Below are 15862 nucleotides of genomic sequence, written 5' to 3'. Positions count from 1 at the left end.
AGATGCGCACCAGGATCTTCGATCGCGGTATTCGGGTAGGTATCACCGGTGCTCTTGTTGCCGGTTCGCTTCTGGCTCTGGGCGTGTCCGGTGCCGCCGCCGCTCCGCCTTGCCCTGGATCGTCACCCGCCATACTCAGCGCCCAGATTCCGGGTGCGGCCCTCGAGGGTGTCACGGTGGACGGGCAAGGGCGCCTGTATACGACCGACCTGGTGAGTGGGCGGATCTTCCGCGTCGACGGGCCTGGTCAGGCCGGAGTTCCGATCGCGACGGTTCCCGGCGGTGCGGGCGCACTCGCGTGGAGCACGGACGGTTCACTGCTGGTGGGTACCGGAGCAAACGCCGGCGTGCTGATCGGCGATCTGACGCGTGCTGCGTCGGTCGCGCGGGTGGACGTGAACTCGGGCGCCGTGACGCCGATAGCCGGTGGTCTGAGCGCTGCAAACGGCCTTGCCGTCGCGCACGACGGGACGATCTACGCCACCAACGATTTCGGTTCGCTGATCGGAAAGGTCAGCCCGAATGGTTCCGTCGACCCGGCGTGGGCAACCTTCCCGAGTGCAAACGGCGCTGCCCTGAGCGCCGATAATCGCTGGCTCTACGTTTCGCGCACGTTCGCAAACCCGGGTGTCAGCCGCATCTCCGTGGACAATCCGGGATATTCGGAGTCGTTGGTCGATCTCGGTGGTTTCGAAACCTTTTCTGCCCCAGATGGTTTGACCTTGGACTCGCGAGATCGCGCAATTGTTCCCACGGACATCAGTGGTGAGGTGTGGCGGATCGACGGACCCGGCCAGTACTGCTCGCTCACCAGCGGACTGCAAGCGTCGAGTGTGTTGACCTACGGGCGTGGCAATTCCGGTTTCGCGGCCGGGCATCTCTACCGCGCCGGGTTCGACGGAAAGATCTTCGAGATTCCGGCCGGCTTCGACGCGGGCGCCCAGGCCGCAACCCCCTGACGCGACACCCTGACGCGACTTACCCACTACTGATGCCGGGACTGCCGGAATCGTCCATACTGGTCTGCATGGCGGAAACGAGTGAGATCGACGAGGCCGAAGTGGCCCTTCCCGCGATACCGCAGCCGTTGCTGACCCCGCTCACGGAAGCTGCGATCTTCCTGGTTTTCACCATCGACGAGGGTGGTGAGCAGGCAGTTCACGACGTTCTGGCGGATATTTCCGGGCTGCAGCGCTCGATCGGATTCCGGGTTCCCGCCGGTGGCTTGGCTGCCGTCGTCGGCATCGGTTCGGATGCGTGGGATCGACTTTTCGACGGTCCACGGCCGGCGGAATTGCATCCGTTCGTCGAGTTGACCGGTGACAAACACCACGCCCCGCGCACGCCGGGCGATCTGTTGTTTCACATCCGGGCCCGTCAGATGGACCTGTGCTTCGAGTTCGCCACGGTCGTGACCAACAGGTTGGCCGGGGCCGCGTCGGTGATCGACGAGGTCCACGGGTTCAAGTATTTCGAGCAACGCGACCTCATGGGTTTTGTCGACGGTACCGAGAACCCGTCCGGGCAGGCCGCTTACGTCGCGGTCACCGTCGGTGACGAGGATCCGGATTTCGCAGGCAGCAGTTACGTCATCGTCCAGAAGTACCTCCACGACATGTCGGAGTGGAACTCCCTGCCCGTCGAGGAGCAGGAGAACGTCATCGGACGCTCCAAGCTCGAAGATCTCGAGATGGACGACGACACCAAGCCGGCCAACTCCCACACCGCACTCACCGTCATCGAGGACGAATCCGGTGAGCAGATCCAGATTCTGCGGGACAACATGCCGTTCGGCCACGTCGGCTCCGCTGAGATGGGTACCTATTTCATCGGTTACTCGGCGTCGCCGACGGTCACCGAGCAGATGCTCACCAACATGTTCATCGGGAATCCCGTCGGCAATTACGACCGCATTCTCGATTTCTCCACCGCCGTCACCGGAATCAATTTCTTCGTTCCGACGGCGGACTTTCTCGACGATCCCCCGGACTTGCCGACCAGGCTCGTTCCCGAAGCGACGTTCACAGCGCCCATCTCTGACGGTTCTCTCGGAATCGGCAGCCTCAAAAGGAGTGCCCAGCAATGACAAACCTGCACCGCGACCTAGCACCCATTTCGGCAGCAGCCTGGGCCGAGATCGAAGAAGAGGCGAGCCGTACCTTCAAGCGTCACGTCGCCGGTCGTCGTGTCGTGGATGTGGAGGGACCGTCGGGTGACGATCTCGCGGCCATCCCACTCGGGCATCAGGTGCCGATCAATCCCTTGGCCGACGGCGTCATCGCACATGCTCGTCAGTCCCAGCCGATCATCGAACTGCGGGTCCCTTTCACCGTCAGCCGTCAGGCCATCGACGACGTCGAACGCGGCGCCAAGGACTCCGACTGGCAGCCCGTCAAGGACGCGGCCAAGCAGATCGCGTTCGCCGAGGACCGCGCCATCTTCGAGGGATACCCCGCAGCCAGCATCACCGGCGTGCGGGCCAGCGGTTCCAACCCGGAACTGAAGCTCCCCATCGACGCCAAGGACTACCCGGAAGCCATCAGCCAGGCGATCACGTCGCTGCGCTTGGCCGGTGTCAACGGACCGTACTCACTGCTCCTGAATGCAGATGCGTTCACCGCGATCAACGAGACCTCCGATCACGGCTACCCCATCCGCGAGCACCTGCGACGCGTCCTCGACGGCGAGATCATCTGGGCCCCGGCCATCGACGGCGCTTTCCTGCTGTCGACGCGTGGCGGTGACTACGAACTGCATCTAGGCCAGGACCTGTCCATCGGCTATCTCTCGCACGATGCGAACTCCGTCGAGCTGTACTTCCAGGAATCGATGACGTTCCTCATGTACACCAGCGAAGCTGTTGTCTCACTTGCGTGAGACCTTTCGAAACCTCTGATACCAGGGTGGGCGAGGCAGTTCGCCGATGTCCTGGAGATGGGCGACAAAGGCCTGGGCATCCGCATGCGAAGACGACTTCGGCCGTCCGTCCGCCCACGCTGTGAACAACTGAAGATAACGATCGCCGAGAGTGTGGCGCACGACCGGAAGGTGGTGCGCCACTTCTCCGGCGCGCTTTCGGAGCAGCGCCGCCGAGACAACGGCGGCTTCGTCTTTGTCGAAGCCTTCGGGCAGTTCGCCACCCGCCACCAGTGCGCGAATCAGCGCCTCTTGACGCTCACCGAGCGTGCTCATGTGCGTGACCAATCGGTGCCCGCGGTGATGCGATCCAGACCAGCTGCGTCGGCGATGGCATCGAGCTCGTCGAGCAATTCCAGTGCCGGCGGATAGTTTCCGTCGCGCTCGAGCATGATGGCGGGATGGTGACCGGCGGCGGTGAACTGCGCAAGGAGTTCCAGCACGGCTTCGGGTACCGGATCGGTGTGCGTGTCGTGGTATTTGCCGTCGCTGATGCTGCCACCGGCGATGTGGCAGTATGCGATTCGCTCGAGTGGTAGCCGGCTCAGCTCGGCCCAGGGATCACGCCCTCGGTTGAGGGCATTGGCATAGACGTTCGCGATGTCGAGAACCAGCAGGGCTCCGGTGCGCTCGACGATCTCCGCGAGAAACTCCCCTTCAGTCAACTCGTCGTCCGGCCAGTCGAACAGGGCGGCAACGTTTTCGACGGCGAACGGCACCGGTAGACCGTCCTGAGTCCGGGTGATGTTGCGTACCAGGGCGTCGACGGCTTCGTAGGTGCGCGGAAGTGGGAGCAGGTGGCCGGCCTCGATGCCGCCTGCACGCACGAATGCGATGTGCTCGCTCGCCAAGGGAGCGCCCAGTAGCTGGGATGCACGCGCAAGGTGATCGATCCGTGCCTGATCTACCGCCTCGGCCCCGCCAAGTGAGAGCGAGATTCCGTGCGGGATCACCGGAACTCCCAGCGAGCCGAGGTGCGGCGGTATCTCGTTTCCGACGGATTCGGCAATGACTTCGCAGAATGCCAGGCCGTCGAGTTGCGCGATGATTCCGGAGACCTCGGGGCGCCAACCGATTCCCAGGCCGTGCAGGGTCATTCGAGTAACCTCCCGTGTGCAACTGCTAACGGCGACTATAGACGGATCAGCCGGGCAACCAGTTGGGTCCCGGACCGTTGCCTTCTTCGAAGATCAGCCACGTTTTGGTCGAGAGAACCCCGTCGAGTCCCTGGAGTTCTTCGAGAACGGTGTGGCGTAGTTCCTGGTTGTCCGGGGCTCGAACCAGCACCAGAACGTCGAAGTCGCCGCCGAGGAGGGAGAAGTGCTCGACAAACGGCAGTGCCTTCAACGACGCAGCCAGACCTCGCCACGAGTGCTGCCTGATCGAGAGCGCCACGTACGCCGAGGAGCCGAGTCCGGCCTTCTCATGGGCGATCCGCGTCGTGAATCCGGTGATGATTCCGGCGTCCTCGAGCCTTTCGATGCGGACGTAGGCGTGAGCGCGGGATATGTGCGCCTTTTCAGCCAGTGCACGCATGGAGATGCGACTGTCTGCGGTCAGTTCGGCGATGATGCGGCGGTCGATCGCATCGAGAGCGTGCGGTTCGGTGGCCATCTGTCCATTCCTGGTTCGGTAGTCGAGTCGGTTGATGGACATATTGCTGCCCGAATCCTCATGATAGGCCGTTTGTCTTGAATCCTCGACGCTTGCTGCCATTACGTCGCCGAAGTGCGAATACTGATGGACACAACGTCTTCTGGAGGTAGAAGTGACACTTGTCGAGCCCTTGGGGGAACTGCGGTATCAGAAGTTCCTGCCGGCCGATTCTGCGGTGCAGTACCTCGACCCTGCCGGAGAACTGACGCGCAGCGAGGCCCGCTACGCAAAACCGAGCGACGATCGCCTGATCGCGATGTATCGAAAGATGTTCCTGGGCAGGCGTTTCGACCAGCAGGCTACGGCGCTGACCAAACAGGGGCGCCTGGCCGTGTATCCGTCCTCGCGAGGGCAGGAGGCATGTCAGATCGCGGCAGCGATGAGTCTGGAGCCGAGTGACTGGCTCTTCCCCACCTACCGGGATTCGATGGCGTTGGCCGCCCGGGGTGTCGATCCGGTGCAGATTCTGAGCATGCTCGCCGGCGACTGGCACTGCGGATACGACCCGGTCGCACTGCGCAGTGCGCCGCAGTGCACCCCGCTGGCAACGCAATTGCTGCATGCAGCGGGGGTGGCCTACGGGGAGTCTCGACGGGGCTTGAACACCGTCGCCTTGGCGCTCTGTGGTGACGGCGCCACCAGTGAGGGCGATTTCCACGAGGCGCTGAACTTCGCCGCCGTCTTCAAGGCGCCGGTGATCTTTCTGGTGCAGAACAACGGATTTGCGATCAGCGTGCCACTGTCGCGCCAAAGCGCAGCACCGACGTTGGCGCACAAGGGCGTCGGCTACGGGATCGGCAGCGAGCAGGTCGACGGCAACGATCCCGTTGCGATGCTGGCCGTCATGGACGAGGCGGCACGCTTCGTCCGCAGCGGAAACGGACCGGTGATCGTCGAGGCACACACTTATCGCATCGACGCACACACCAATGCCGACGACGCCACCCGCTACCGCGACAGCGCCGAGGTGGAAGCCTGGCTCGGGCGAGATCCGTTGCCGCGTCTCGAAAAGTATCTGCGCGCACACGATCTGATCGACGACGCGTTCGTGGAATCGCTGACTGCAGAGGCAGAAACTGCGGCCGCCACACTGCGCGCCGGCATGAATGTCGACCGCCCGCACGATCCGCTCGATCTGTTCCGGTACGTCTTCGCCGAGCAGACACCGCAATTGCGTGAGCAACAAGCCCAACTCGAAACCGAACTTGCTGCCGAAGCCGCTGACACAGGGGGACACTGACCATGCCCATGCTCACGATGGCTCAGGCCCTCAACACCGCGCTACGCGACTCTCTGGCTGCGGACGACAACGTTGTCGTCTTCGGTGAGGACGTCGGCACCCTGGGCGGCGTTTTCCGCGTCACCGACGGCCTCACCCGCGACTTCGGCGACGACCGATGCTTCGACACTCCCCTCGCCGAGTCCGGCATCATCGGATTCGCAATCGGCATGGCCATGGCCGGTTTTCGTCCGGTCGTGGAAATGCAGTTCGACGCGTTTGCCTATCCGGCGTTCGAGCAGATCGCCTCCCATGTGGCGAAGATCCGCAACCGCACCAAGGGCGCGCTGTCGATTCCGATAGTCATTCGTGTTCCTTTTGCCGGCGGTATCGGCGGGGTGGAGCATCACTGTGATTCCAGTGAGGGCTACTACGCGCACACACCCGGACTGAAGGTTGTGGCGCCGTCCACGGTGGAAGATGCGTACTCGCTGCTACGTTCGGCAATCGAGGACCCCGACCCCGTGATCTTCCTCGAGCCCAAGAAGCTGTACTTCGCGCGAGCAGATGTCGAACTGACCGCACGTGAGCCGATCGGTCGCGCCGTCGTCCGTCGCCCCGGTCGTGACGCGACGCTCATCGCCTACGGTCCGTCCGTGGATGTTGCACTGAGGTCCGCCGAGGCCGCTGCAGCCGAGGGCCGGGACATCGAGGTGATCGACATCCGCTCGATAGTGCCGTTCGACGACGAGACGGTCACCGCATCGGTGCGAAAGACCGGACGCTGCATCGTCATCCAGGAAGCGCAGGGTTTTGCCGGTGTGGGTGCAGAAATTGCTGCCCGCGTGCAGGAACGGTGTTTCCACCATCTCCATGCCCCGGTGCTCCGGGTCAGCGGCTTCGACATCCCCTACCCCGCTCCCAAGCTCGAGCGTCACCACCTGCCCAGCGTCGACCGTGTCCTGGACGCCGTCGACCGTCTGCAGTGGAACGACACTCCCGACACCCGTTGGGCGGTGACGGCATGAGCAATCAGGTTTTCATGCTCCCCGATCTGGGTGAAGGTCTGGCGGAGGCCGACATCGCGGAGTGGCACGTCAAGGTCGGCGACGTGGTCACCATCGATCAGATCGTCGTCGAGGTGGAAACTGCGAAAGCTGCTGTGGATGTGCCCATCCCGTTCGCCGGGACCGTGATCGAACTACACGGCAAGGGCGGAGACACCCTGAAGGTGGGCACTCCGTTGATCACTGTGAGTGGTGGCGAGAGTGTCGACGCGGTCGTTTCGGCCAACCACGAGCGCTACCGCGAAGAGGAACGCGCCGGTTCGGGCAACGTCCTGATCGGCTACGGCACCAGCGAGGATGCTCCTCTGCGCCGCCGCAGAGCTGCTCCGTCGGTACGTGTGATCTCGCCGATTGTTCGTAAACTGGCCTCTGACAACAGTATCGACCTAGCCACGATTTCCGGATCGGGCGCTGGCGGAGTCATCACGCGCGCCGACGTCGAGGCCGGGGCAAACTTCGGCCCGGAAACGGAAACGTCACACGTGACCGACCAAAGAATTCCGATCAAGGGGCTACGCAAGGTAGTTGCCGACAAGCTGTCCACCAGCCGTCGCGAGATCCCTGACGCGACAACCTGGGTCGACGTCGACGCCACCGAACTGTTGGCGGCGCGAGCCGAGATCAACAAGTCACTGCCCGATTCCGACAAGATCAGCCTGATGGCGCTCCTGGCTCGGCTGACCACCGCCGCATTGGCGCAGTACCCCGAACTGAACTCGTCGGTCGACACGGCTCGAGGTGAGATCGTCCGACACGCCCGCACCCACTTGGGCATCGCCGCGCAGACACCGAAAGGATTGATGGTACCGGTCATTCGTAATGCCGATTCGCTGAGCACTGCCGAACTCGCACAGGCACTTCGGGTGACCACCGACCTTGCCCGCGACGGCAAGCTCGAACCCGCCCGCCTGACCGGCGGCACGTTCACGCTCAACAACTACGGGGTATTCGGGGTCGACGGATCGACTCCGATTATCAATCACCCCGAGGCGGCAATTCTGGGGATCGGACGCATCATCGACAAGCCGTGGGTCGTGAACGGCGAGTTGACCGTTCGTAAGGTCACTCAGATCTCGTTGAGCTTCGACCACCGCGTCTGTGACGGGGGCGAGGCCGGCGGATTCCTGAGGCTGTTCGGTGACTACATCGAGAACCCGATCCGCGTCCTGGGAAGGCTCTGATGACCAAGGCTCCGATGACAACTGCAGAACCCCACAGCGACGTCGTGATCCTCGGTGGAGGATCGGGCGGCTATGCCTGCGCCATCCGCGCCGCCCAACTCGGATTGTCGGTCACGCTGATCGAAGCGGACAAGGTCGGCGGAACGTGCCTGCACCGCGGATGCATCCCGACCAAGGCGCTGCTGCATTCCGCCGAGGTGGCCGACTCGGCACGCACCAGCGAGCAATTCGGTGTCCGGGCATCTTTTGCCGGCATCGACGTCGCGCAGGTGCACGACTACAAGAACGGGACAGTCGAGCGGCTGTACAGCGGTCTGCAAGGCTTGTTGGCGCAACACAAGATCACCATCGTCAACGGATACGGGACGTACGTCGGTGGGCGAAGCATCGACGTCGACGGAACCCGCTACACCGGAACATCACTCGTTCTGGCCACCGGCTCGTATCCGCGGGAACTCCCCGGCATCGAACTCGGCCGACGGATCGTCACCAGCGACCAGGCACTCGAACTCGACCGGGTGCCCACCAGCGCAACGGTACTCGGTGGCGGTGTCATCGGCGTCGAGTTCGCAAGCCTCTGGCGCTCGTTCGGCGCCGAAGTAACGATCGTCGAGGCACTCCCCCGACTGATCGCCGCCGAGGATCCGTGGTCGTCGAAGCAGCTGGAGCGGGCATACCGGAAACGTGGAATCGTCTGTAAGACAGACACAAAGGTCGATTCCGCGAAAGAAGCAGCCGGTTCCGTCCGCATCGAACTAAGCGACGGAACGATACTCGACACCGACCTACTGTTGGTCGCCGTCGGCCGCGGACCTCGCACGGACGGTAACGGTTTCGCAGAAAACGGAATCAGCCTCGACAAGGGATTTGTCGTCACCGACGAACGCCTCCGTACGTCCGTGGACGGTGTGTACGCGGTCGGCGACATCGTGCCCGGTCTTGCGTTGGCGCACCGAGGTTTCCAACAAGGAATCTTTGTGGCTGAACAGATTGCCGGCAAGGATCCGATACCGGTCGCCGAACACCTGATTCCTCGCGTGACGTACTCACATCCCGAAGTTGCATCGGTCGGGCTCGGCGAAGAGGTGGCGCGCACGCAGTACGCCGACGTCTCCACCGTCATCTACGACCTGGCAGGTAACGGCAAGAGTCAGATCCTGCGAACTACCGGTGGAATCAAAGTGATTCGAAGCGGAACGAAAGGCCCTGTTGTCGGAGTTCACCTGGTGGGAGACCGCGTCGGCGAACTGATCGGTGAGGCGCAGTTGGCCGTTGCCTGGGAAGCACTTCCCGATGAAGTGGGGCGTTTCATCCACGCGCACCCCAGTCAGAACGAAGCGTTGGGCGAGGCCATGCTCGCACTCGCGGGAACACCACTGCACGCCCACAACTGACCCGAAGACAGAAAAGGAGATTCAATGAGTATCGACGACGAACTGCGCTGGGACGGTGAACTGACCGTCACTCGCCATGATCGGGAGACCGGCACGACTTTCGTGATTCGAATCGACTCCACCCGTCTGGGACCGGCGTCGGGTGGCACGCGGGCCGCTCACTATCCCTCGATCGGCCACGCTCTCGCGGACGCCGGGAAGCTCGCCGGTGCAATGACTTTGAAGATGGCTGTCTCCGACCTGCCGATGGGTGGCGGGAAGTCGGTGATCGCACTGCCAGCACCGCGCAATCAGATCGACGCCGCAACCTGGTCTCGTATCCTCGGCATCCACGCCGAGAACATCGACAAGCTCGAAGGAAACTACTGGACCGGTCCCGACGTCAACACCAACTCTTCCGACATGGATCAGCTCAGTCGCACCACCAGATACGTCTTCGGGCGTTCGGTTGACAACGGTGGCGCCGGTTCCAGCGCGCACGCCACCGCTCTGGGTGTGTTCGAAGCGATGAAGGCCACGGCGCGTCGCCGAGGACTCGGAACACTCGACGGCCGAACGGTACTGGTACAGGGGCTCGGCGCCGTCGGCGGCGACGTCGTCCGTCTCGCAGCGCAGGCTGGCGCACGTCTGCTGGTTGCCGATACGGACCCGCAGCGCCTCGAGGCGGCTTCTCTCGCGGGGCACACGGTCGTTCCTGCCGGCGAGGTCCTCCGAACACCGTGTGACCTCTTTGCCCCCTGCGCGATGGGAGGCATCATCGATTTCGCTGCGGCTGCGTCGATTCCGACTCTGGCCGTGGCGGGCGCAGCAAACAACATCTTGACCGATGCCGCTGCCGGTGAGGTTCTGCGAGACCGCGGGGTTCTCTGTGCCCCTGATTTCGTCGCGAACGCAGGCGGAGCCTTTCACCTCGTGGGGCGAGAAGTCCTGGGGTGGAACGAAGACGACGTCGTCGAACGAACCCGAGGCATCGGTCGAACCTTGGACGAGGTGTACTCGTTGAGCGAGGAACGTGGCATCACTACCGAGGCCGCAGCGCTTATGCTCGCCCGGGCGCGGCTATCCCCCGCATCCACCGCCGCCGCCGCCACATCCGCCGCCCCCGCTGCAGCTGCTGCCTCCCCCGCCTGAACCGCCACCGTCCGAACCCCCGCTACTTCCGCTGCCGTCGGCACCGATTCCGGCGGCGGAGGCCAAGGCGGGATTGATCATCAGCATCGCCGAACCGGCGAAGAGAGCGGCGGACATTCCCGCCAAACGTGGTCCGTAGGCGGAGAAGGCAGGCTTGTTGCGCGGGGACAGGTAGGCGTGTGCCGTGGTCAGTTCCGAACGTGCCGCCTTGCCAGAGGTGGTTCGATCGAAGTTGAGCCCGAGCAGCGGGATGCTGAACCCGGTGACGAGTACGGCGAGAATCAGAAACTCGACGGGCTTGTCGTTGTGCAGTCCGAAAGTAATGCGGACGATACCCACGGCCACCAGGATCTTCAGCGGAACTGTGGAGAGAAAGATTGAACGCCTGGCGCTGTCGGAGGTCAGGTATCCCCGGTCCGCCAAAGAGTTTCGTAGGCGAGCTGTTTCCACCGTCATACGCTCGGCGAGTTGGCGCCGACGATGGGGTAGAGCCTTCTGCGCCAGGCGCTGGTACACGGTGAGGGTGTACCAGTCCAGGGTCTCGTCGCCAGGGCCCAACGGGCGCAGGACAGCGCCGTCGGTGGTGATCAGGTCAGCGCTACGCAGGATTGCCAATGATGCTGCGATGGCGCGTGACTCGCCGGTGAGCATTCCGACTTCCGGAGGCGTCAGTTGCTCGGCGGAATACCCGTGCTCGGTTGAGTACCCGTGCCGGCGTGCCCGGATCATCAGACGCCACCCCAGAGTGAGAACCATGAGCGTGGCCGAAACGGCTATGTAGCCGTAGAGGAAATCCTCGCTGGGGATCCCCCAGGTGTCGGCTGCATGCGTGCTCATCCCCCACACCCCCCGCCGCCGCAACTGCTCCCACTGCCGCCACCGCCGTCCGAGCCGGATGATCCGGATGAGGAGCCACAACTGTAGTAGCTCGAACTTCCGCCACCCGGGCTGTACGCGGCGCCCGCAGCTACCGCTCCCGCCAGCGCCGGATCGATCAGAACCAGAGCGCCCGCACCGAAGAGCGCCGCCGACAGCCCGGCGAGCGAGGGACCGTAGCTCGTGTACGCGGGCCGCAGTTTCGGTGAGAGGTACGAGTTTTCGTGCTTGAGGCGTCGAAGCTCGCTGTCTCCCAAAGCTGTCCGACGACGCTTGATGCGAAGAAGTGGAATCATCAGAGCGAGAACGATGATGGTGAGGAGCAGGAACCCGACCGGCTTACCGCCGGCGATTCCGGCGACGAGACGGACTACGCCGATAGCAATGACCGCCACGATCGGAACGGTCCGAAGGGCAGCGGTCAGACCGTCCTGCTGGCGTTGCAAATATCCCTCGTCGATCAACGTCGTACGTAGTTGTGCGAGTGCGACGTTCAGCCGTCCCATCAGACGCACCTGCCGCAGCGGGACCTTTCCGTTGCCGAGCCGCTTGTGCACCGTACGGGTGAACCAGTCGAGACGATTCTTGTCCTCCGCAGTGAGTGCCAGCTTGGTCTTGCCTTCGGTGCTGATCAGCTCGGCGCTGCGCAGAATAGCCATCGACGCCAGCACCGCTTGGTAGTCACTGGTCAAGGCACCGATCTCGGGAGGAGTGAGCGGCCGACGGACAGCGTCGACGACCACCGGTGACCGGCGCGCAGTCATTCGGCTGTACAGCGAGAGTCCGATCGCGACGGCAGCCGCCACCAGGTACCACTGAAGGAAAGTCTGGCTGGGGATCCCCCATGTATCCGTATGATCATGCATCGCACACCACCTCTCGATGAACTCCTGAGACAAGTCCAGTCTCTTTGTCCGACAACTGATGTCAGTATCGGGCCAGTGCCCGGAAAAGCGATATCCGGATGGCCATCGTCACCATTCCGTTACCGCCGAACTGGGGATTTACCGGCCGGTAGGTCGAAGCACGATCTCCGTGGGGTGTGCGTCGGACGGTGTTTCGACGGCAGTGAGTACGGCACGCGCCACAGTGGAGGCTTTCAGGAAGCGCTCCGGGTCGTACTCGTCGCCCTCACCGGCGACGATGTCGCGCTGCATGTCGGTGTCGATCCGTCCGGGGTGAATGGAGGTGACCCGCAGTGCCGGCTCTTCCAGGCGCAACGCATCTCCGAAAGCGCGCAGGGCGAACTTGCTGGCCGCATACGAGCCCCAGCCGGCGTTGGCGCGCAGTCCGGCACCCGAATTGATCAGTACGACGTGGCCACCGGCTGCCCTGAGGGCAGGAAGGAGGACACGCGTGAGTTCGGCGACGGCGATGACGTTTGCCTCGAGGGTGTGTCGCCACTGATCGACCGAGGATTCCTCGATGGTTCCGATGTCGGCCACGCCGGCGTTGTGTACCAGCACGTCGAGCGTCGTGATGGACGAGGCGGCGGCGGCGACGGCGTCGTAGTCCGTGAGGTCGAGGGGTAGAGGCGTCGATCCGGGCAGTTCGGCGCAGATCGGCTCGAGGGCCTGCGCGGATCGTGCACCGAGCAGCAGGTCGTGTGTCGGCGCCAGTTCGCGTGCGATGGCAGCTCCGAGGCCGCGACTGGAACCGGTGATCAAGGCAGTAGGACGCATGGTGCGAGCCTATCGAGTGAGGATTGTTCGGCCAGACGAACTTGTGTATTTGTTTACCCACATATTAGAGTTCGACCATGACGACACGCGACGCGAAGAACTTCCGCCGCCTGGGAATTGCCGCCCTCGCCGCCCTGCTTCTGTCCAGCTGTTCTGCGGTGAGTTCTGGCTCCGACGACGACCGCCCGGTGGTGCTCACCACGTTCACCGTGCTGTCGGACATCGCCCAGAACGTTGCCGGCGATCATCTTCGCGTCGAGTCGATCACCAAGGCGGGGGCCGAAATTCACGGCTACGAGCCGACGCCCGGAGACATTCGGCGGGCGAGCGAAGCCGATCTGATCCTCGACAACGGCATGAACCTCGAGGCGTGGTTCGCGAAATTCGTCAACGGACTGGACGTGCCACACGTCGTGGTCAGCGACGGCGTCGAAGGCATTCCGATCGCCGGCGACGCGTATGCGGGCAAGCCCAATCCGCATGCATGGATGTCTCCGTTGAATACGCAGATCTACGTCGACAACATGGTGACTGCTTTCAGCGACCTCGACCCGGACAACGCCTCGGCATTTGCGGAGAACGGCGCGAAGTACAAGGCGGAACTGCAAGCAGTTCAGGACGGCCTGGTTAGTGGGCTGGCGGCATTGCCCGCAGGTCAGCGTGCACTCGTCAGTTGCGAGGGTGCGTTCTCCTATCTGGCCAGGGACGCGGGACTCAGCGAGGCGTACATCTGGCCGGTCAATGCCGAGCAGCAGGCGACGCCGCAGCAGATCATCGCCGCGATCGACTTCGTCCGAGCCAATTCCGTTCCCGCCGTCTTCTGCGAGTCGACGGTCTCGGATGCCCCCATGCAGCAGGTTGTCGGGGCGACCGGCGCGAAGTTCGGCGGAACGCTGTACGTCGATTCGCTGTCCGAAGCCGACGGTCCCGTGCCCACCTATCTGGACATGATTCGCCACGACACCGACGTCATCCTCGGCGGTCTGACCGGCGGTAAATCATGAACGAAGCCATTCGCGTCGAAAACGTCAGCGTTCACTACGGCGAGGTCCACGCACTGGACCACGTCGATCTGACGTTGAACTCGGGTAGCGTCTGCGGACTGATCGGCATGAACGGTTCAGGAAAGTCGACTCTGTTCAAAGTGATCATGGGGATGATCAAGCCGGACAACGGTTCTGTCAGAATCGCCGGTCTCGACGCAGCCACTGCGCGCAAGAGCGGCCGCGTCGGATACGTGCCGCAGAGTGAAGACGTCGACTGGACCTTCCCGATCAGCGTCCGTGACATCGTGATGATGGGCAGGTACGGCCACCTCGGATTCTTGCGACGTCCGCGGCGTGCAGATCGCGAGGCGGTGGCAGAGGCCCTCGAGCGGGTGGAACTCACCGAATTTGCGGATCGTCAGATCGGTCAGCTCTCGGGTGGTCAGAAGAAGCGCGCGTTCGTCGCACGCGGCATCGCTCAGGACGCGTCGATACTGTTGCTGGACGAGCCGTTTGCGGGCGTCGACAAGCGTTCCGAGGCAACGATTTCGATGCTGCTACGAGAGTTGGCTTCCGACGGCCGGTCGATCTTGGTCTCGACCCACGATCTCCACGCTGTGCCGAAACTCTGCGACGAGGCGGTACTGCTCATGCGCAAGGTCCTGGTGCATTCCGACCCGGACACCGTGCTGCAACCGGAAAACCTCGCCCTGGCTTTCGGTCTCGACGTGATGGACAGGACCTGATCGATGAACCTCGTAGAACTCCTACTTGATCCTCTCCAGTACGGATTCATGGTGCGCGCGTTGGCCGTTGCGGTTGTGGCAGCGGTTGTCTGCGCGGTGCTCAGTTGTTGGTTGGTGCTCATCGGGTGGTCGTTGATGGGCGACGCCGTCTCGCACGCCGTGCTGCCGGGTGTTGTCCTCGCTTACGTCGTCGGCGCTCCATTTGCGATCGGGGCCTTGATCTTCGGGTTGATCGCCGTAGCCCTGATCGGACTGATCCGTAACACCAGCCGCGTCAAGGAAGACGCCGCGATCGGTATCGTCTTCACGACTCTCTTTGCGTTCGGTTTGGTTCTCATCTCGGTGACCCCCAGCCAGACCGATCTCAACCACATCATTTTCGGCAACCTGCTGGGGGTGAGCTCGTCTGATCTTCTGCAGGTCGCGATACTCGGCGCGTTGGCGTTGAGCATTCTGTTGATCAAGCGTCGTGATCTGACGTTGTTCGCCTTCGACCCGATCCATGCGAACGCGATAGGTCTTTCGCCCAAGCGCCTGGGTGCGCTGCTACTCGGCGTCCTCGCGCTCACGTCCGTTGTGGCGTTGCAAGCCGTCGGCGTCGTGCTGGTGGTGGCGATGCTGATCATCCCCGGCGCGACGGCCTACCTCCTCACCGACAAGTTTTCGCGGATGCTGGTGATAGCTCCCGTCGTTTCCGCAGTCTGCGCGATTGCCGGTATCTACGTCAGCTACTACCTCGACACGGCTTCCGGTGGCATGGTCGTCATGACGCAGGGCATCGTGTTCGCTCTGGTGTACCTGTTCAGCCCCTCGCAAGGGGTGATCGCGAAATGGACTTCGCAGCAGCGTAGGACTCGAGCGGAATACAGCGCCGCGGCGTACGAGCCTTCCTGATCGTTCGTCCAGTTAACAATCCGCTACCAAATCGGGTAGGTTCGTACGGGCATTCGTCACCACAACATTCCGGCCGCAACGATGCCGGCTGCAAGACGATCGGTGGTGACGCCT

The 15862-nt window shown here is 63.1% G+C and carries 17 protein-coding genes; 11 read left to right on the top strand and 6 right to left on the bottom strand.

What is annotated here, in order from left to right; all coding sequences use genetic code 11:
• Positions 1–2: 2 nt before the first annotated feature.
• From EHW12_RS29700 to EHW12_RS29690, 3 genes are all read left to right on the top strand, one after another.
• Positions 3–959, top strand: a complete 957-nt coding sequence (locus EHW12_RS29700) for an SMP-30/gluconolactonase/LRE family protein (protein ID WP_125052467.1) — start codon at positions 3–5, stop codon at positions 957–959.
• 68 nt (positions 960–1027) lie between these two features.
• Entirely contained in the window at positions 1028–2086 is a 1059-nt protein-coding gene (locus EHW12_RS29695; protein ID WP_042447536.1) for a Dyp-type peroxidase, read from the top strand.
• On the top strand, positions 2083–2877 hold the full coding sequence (locus EHW12_RS29690) for a family 1 encapsulin nanocompartment shell protein (protein WP_003942478.1): 795 nt from the start codon (positions 2083–2085) through the stop codon (positions 2875–2877). The genes EHW12_RS29695 and EHW12_RS29690 overlap by 4 nt, the downstream gene beginning before the upstream one ends.
• On the opposite strand, the gene EHW12_RS29685 is transcribed toward EHW12_RS29690, so the two are convergent.
• From EHW12_RS29685 to EHW12_RS29675, 3 genes are read right to left on the bottom strand one after another with little or no spacing between them, the layout of a single operon-like run.
• A complete protein-coding gene (locus tag EHW12_RS29685) occupies positions 2866–3192 on the bottom strand; it encodes a hypothetical protein (RefSeq protein WP_007729071.1) in 327 nt (108 codons plus the stop codon). The genes EHW12_RS29690 and EHW12_RS29685 overlap by 12 nt on opposite strands.
• Positions 3189–4013: a DUF692 domain-containing protein gene (locus tag EHW12_RS29680; RefSeq protein WP_007729070.1), complete on the bottom strand. Its 825-nt coding sequence runs from the start codon at positions 4011–4013 to the stop codon at positions 3189–3191. Before EHW12_RS29680 ends, EHW12_RS29685 begins: the two co-directional genes overlap by 4 nt.
• Positions 4014–4059: 46 nt before the next feature.
• The gene (locus tag EHW12_RS29675) at positions 4060–4530 is read right to left on the bottom strand and encodes an Lrp/AsnC family transcriptional regulator (protein ID WP_064113143.1); all 471 of its coding nucleotides are present in this window, start codon (positions 4528–4530) and stop codon (positions 4060–4062) included.
• Between the two features lie 154 nt (positions 4531–4684).
• Between EHW12_RS29675 and pdhA the strand changes: the two genes are divergently transcribed.
• Genes pdhA through EHW12_RS29650 form a run of 5 tightly spaced genes read left to right on the top strand, consistent with a single transcriptional unit; the run spans position 4685 to position 10564 of the window.
• Entirely contained in the window at positions 4685–5812 is a 1128-nt protein-coding gene (pdhA, locus tag EHW12_RS29670; RefSeq protein ID WP_003942481.1) for a pyruvate dehydrogenase (acetyl-transferring) E1 component subunit alpha, read from the top strand.
• Positions 5813–5814: 2 nt separating this feature from the next.
• Positions 5815–6819, top strand: a complete 1005-nt coding sequence (locus EHW12_RS29665) for an alpha-ketoacid dehydrogenase subunit beta (RefSeq protein ID WP_054186856.1) — start codon at positions 5815–5817, stop codon at positions 6817–6819.
• Entirely contained in the window at positions 6816–8039 is a 1224-nt protein-coding gene (locus EHW12_RS29660) for a dihydrolipoamide acetyltransferase family protein (protein ID WP_054186857.1), read from the top strand. The genes EHW12_RS29665 and EHW12_RS29660 overlap by 4 nt, the downstream gene beginning before the upstream one ends.
• Complete coding sequence (lpdA, locus tag EHW12_RS29655; RefSeq protein WP_235808465.1) at positions 8039–9433, top strand: dihydrolipoyl dehydrogenase; 1395 nt, start codon at positions 8039–8041, stop codon at positions 9431–9433. The genes EHW12_RS29660 and lpdA overlap by 1 nt, the downstream gene beginning before the upstream one ends.
• 24 nt (positions 9434–9457) lie before the next feature.
• Complete coding sequence (locus EHW12_RS29650) at positions 9458–10564, top strand: Glu/Leu/Phe/Val dehydrogenase dimerization domain-containing protein (RefSeq protein WP_047272644.1); 1107 nt, start codon at positions 9458–9460, stop codon at positions 10562–10564.
• Here EHW12_RS29650 and EHW12_RS29645 read toward each other — a convergent pair.
• From EHW12_RS29645 to EHW12_RS29635, 3 genes are all read right to left on the bottom strand, one after another.
• Positions 10493–11401: a TIGR04222 domain-containing membrane protein gene (locus EHW12_RS29645; RefSeq protein ID WP_125052465.1), complete on the bottom strand. Its 909-nt coding sequence runs from the start codon at positions 11399–11401 to the stop codon at positions 10493–10495. The genes EHW12_RS29650 and EHW12_RS29645 overlap by 72 nt on opposite strands.
• Positions 11398–12306 (bottom strand): TIGR04222 domain-containing membrane protein, encoded by a 909-nt coding sequence (locus EHW12_RS29640; protein WP_050655900.1) that lies wholly within the window; start codon positions 12304–12306, stop codon positions 11398–11400. Before EHW12_RS29640 ends, EHW12_RS29645 begins: the two co-directional genes overlap by 4 nt.
• Positions 12307–12444: 138 nt before the next feature.
• Positions 12445–13122 (bottom strand): SDR family oxidoreductase, encoded by a 678-nt coding sequence (locus tag EHW12_RS29635; protein WP_050655899.1) that lies wholly within the window; start codon positions 13120–13122, stop codon positions 12445–12447.
• Positions 13123–13199: 77 nt separating this feature from the next.
• Between EHW12_RS29635 and EHW12_RS29630 the strand changes: the two genes are divergently transcribed.
• From EHW12_RS29630 to EHW12_RS29620, 3 genes are read left to right on the top strand one after another with little or no spacing between them, the layout of a single operon-like run.
• Positions 13200–14126, top strand: coding sequence for a metal ABC transporter substrate-binding protein (locus EHW12_RS29630; protein ID WP_047272640.1), 927 nt, complete (start codon positions 13200–13202; stop codon positions 14124–14126).
• Positions 14123–14854: a metal ABC transporter ATP-binding protein gene (locus tag EHW12_RS29625; RefSeq protein WP_058227443.1), complete on the top strand. Its 732-nt coding sequence runs from the start codon at positions 14123–14125 to the stop codon at positions 14852–14854. Before EHW12_RS29630 ends, EHW12_RS29625 begins: the two co-directional genes overlap by 4 nt.
• Before the next feature lie 3 nt (positions 14855–14857).
• Entirely contained in the window at positions 14858–15748 is an 891-nt protein-coding gene (locus tag EHW12_RS29620) for a metal ABC transporter permease (protein ID WP_042447191.1), read from the top strand.
• Positions 15749–15862: the final 114 nt, after the last annotated feature.

The organism is Rhodococcus sp. NJ-530 (genome assembly GCF_003860625.1).
Taxonomy (GTDB): domain Bacteria; phylum Actinomycetota; class Actinomycetes; order Mycobacteriales; family Mycobacteriaceae; genus Rhodococcus_F; species Rhodococcus_F qingshengii.
The sequence above is the reverse complement of the archived record's forward strand: the minus strand, read 5'-3'. Positions and strand labels throughout refer to the sequence as shown.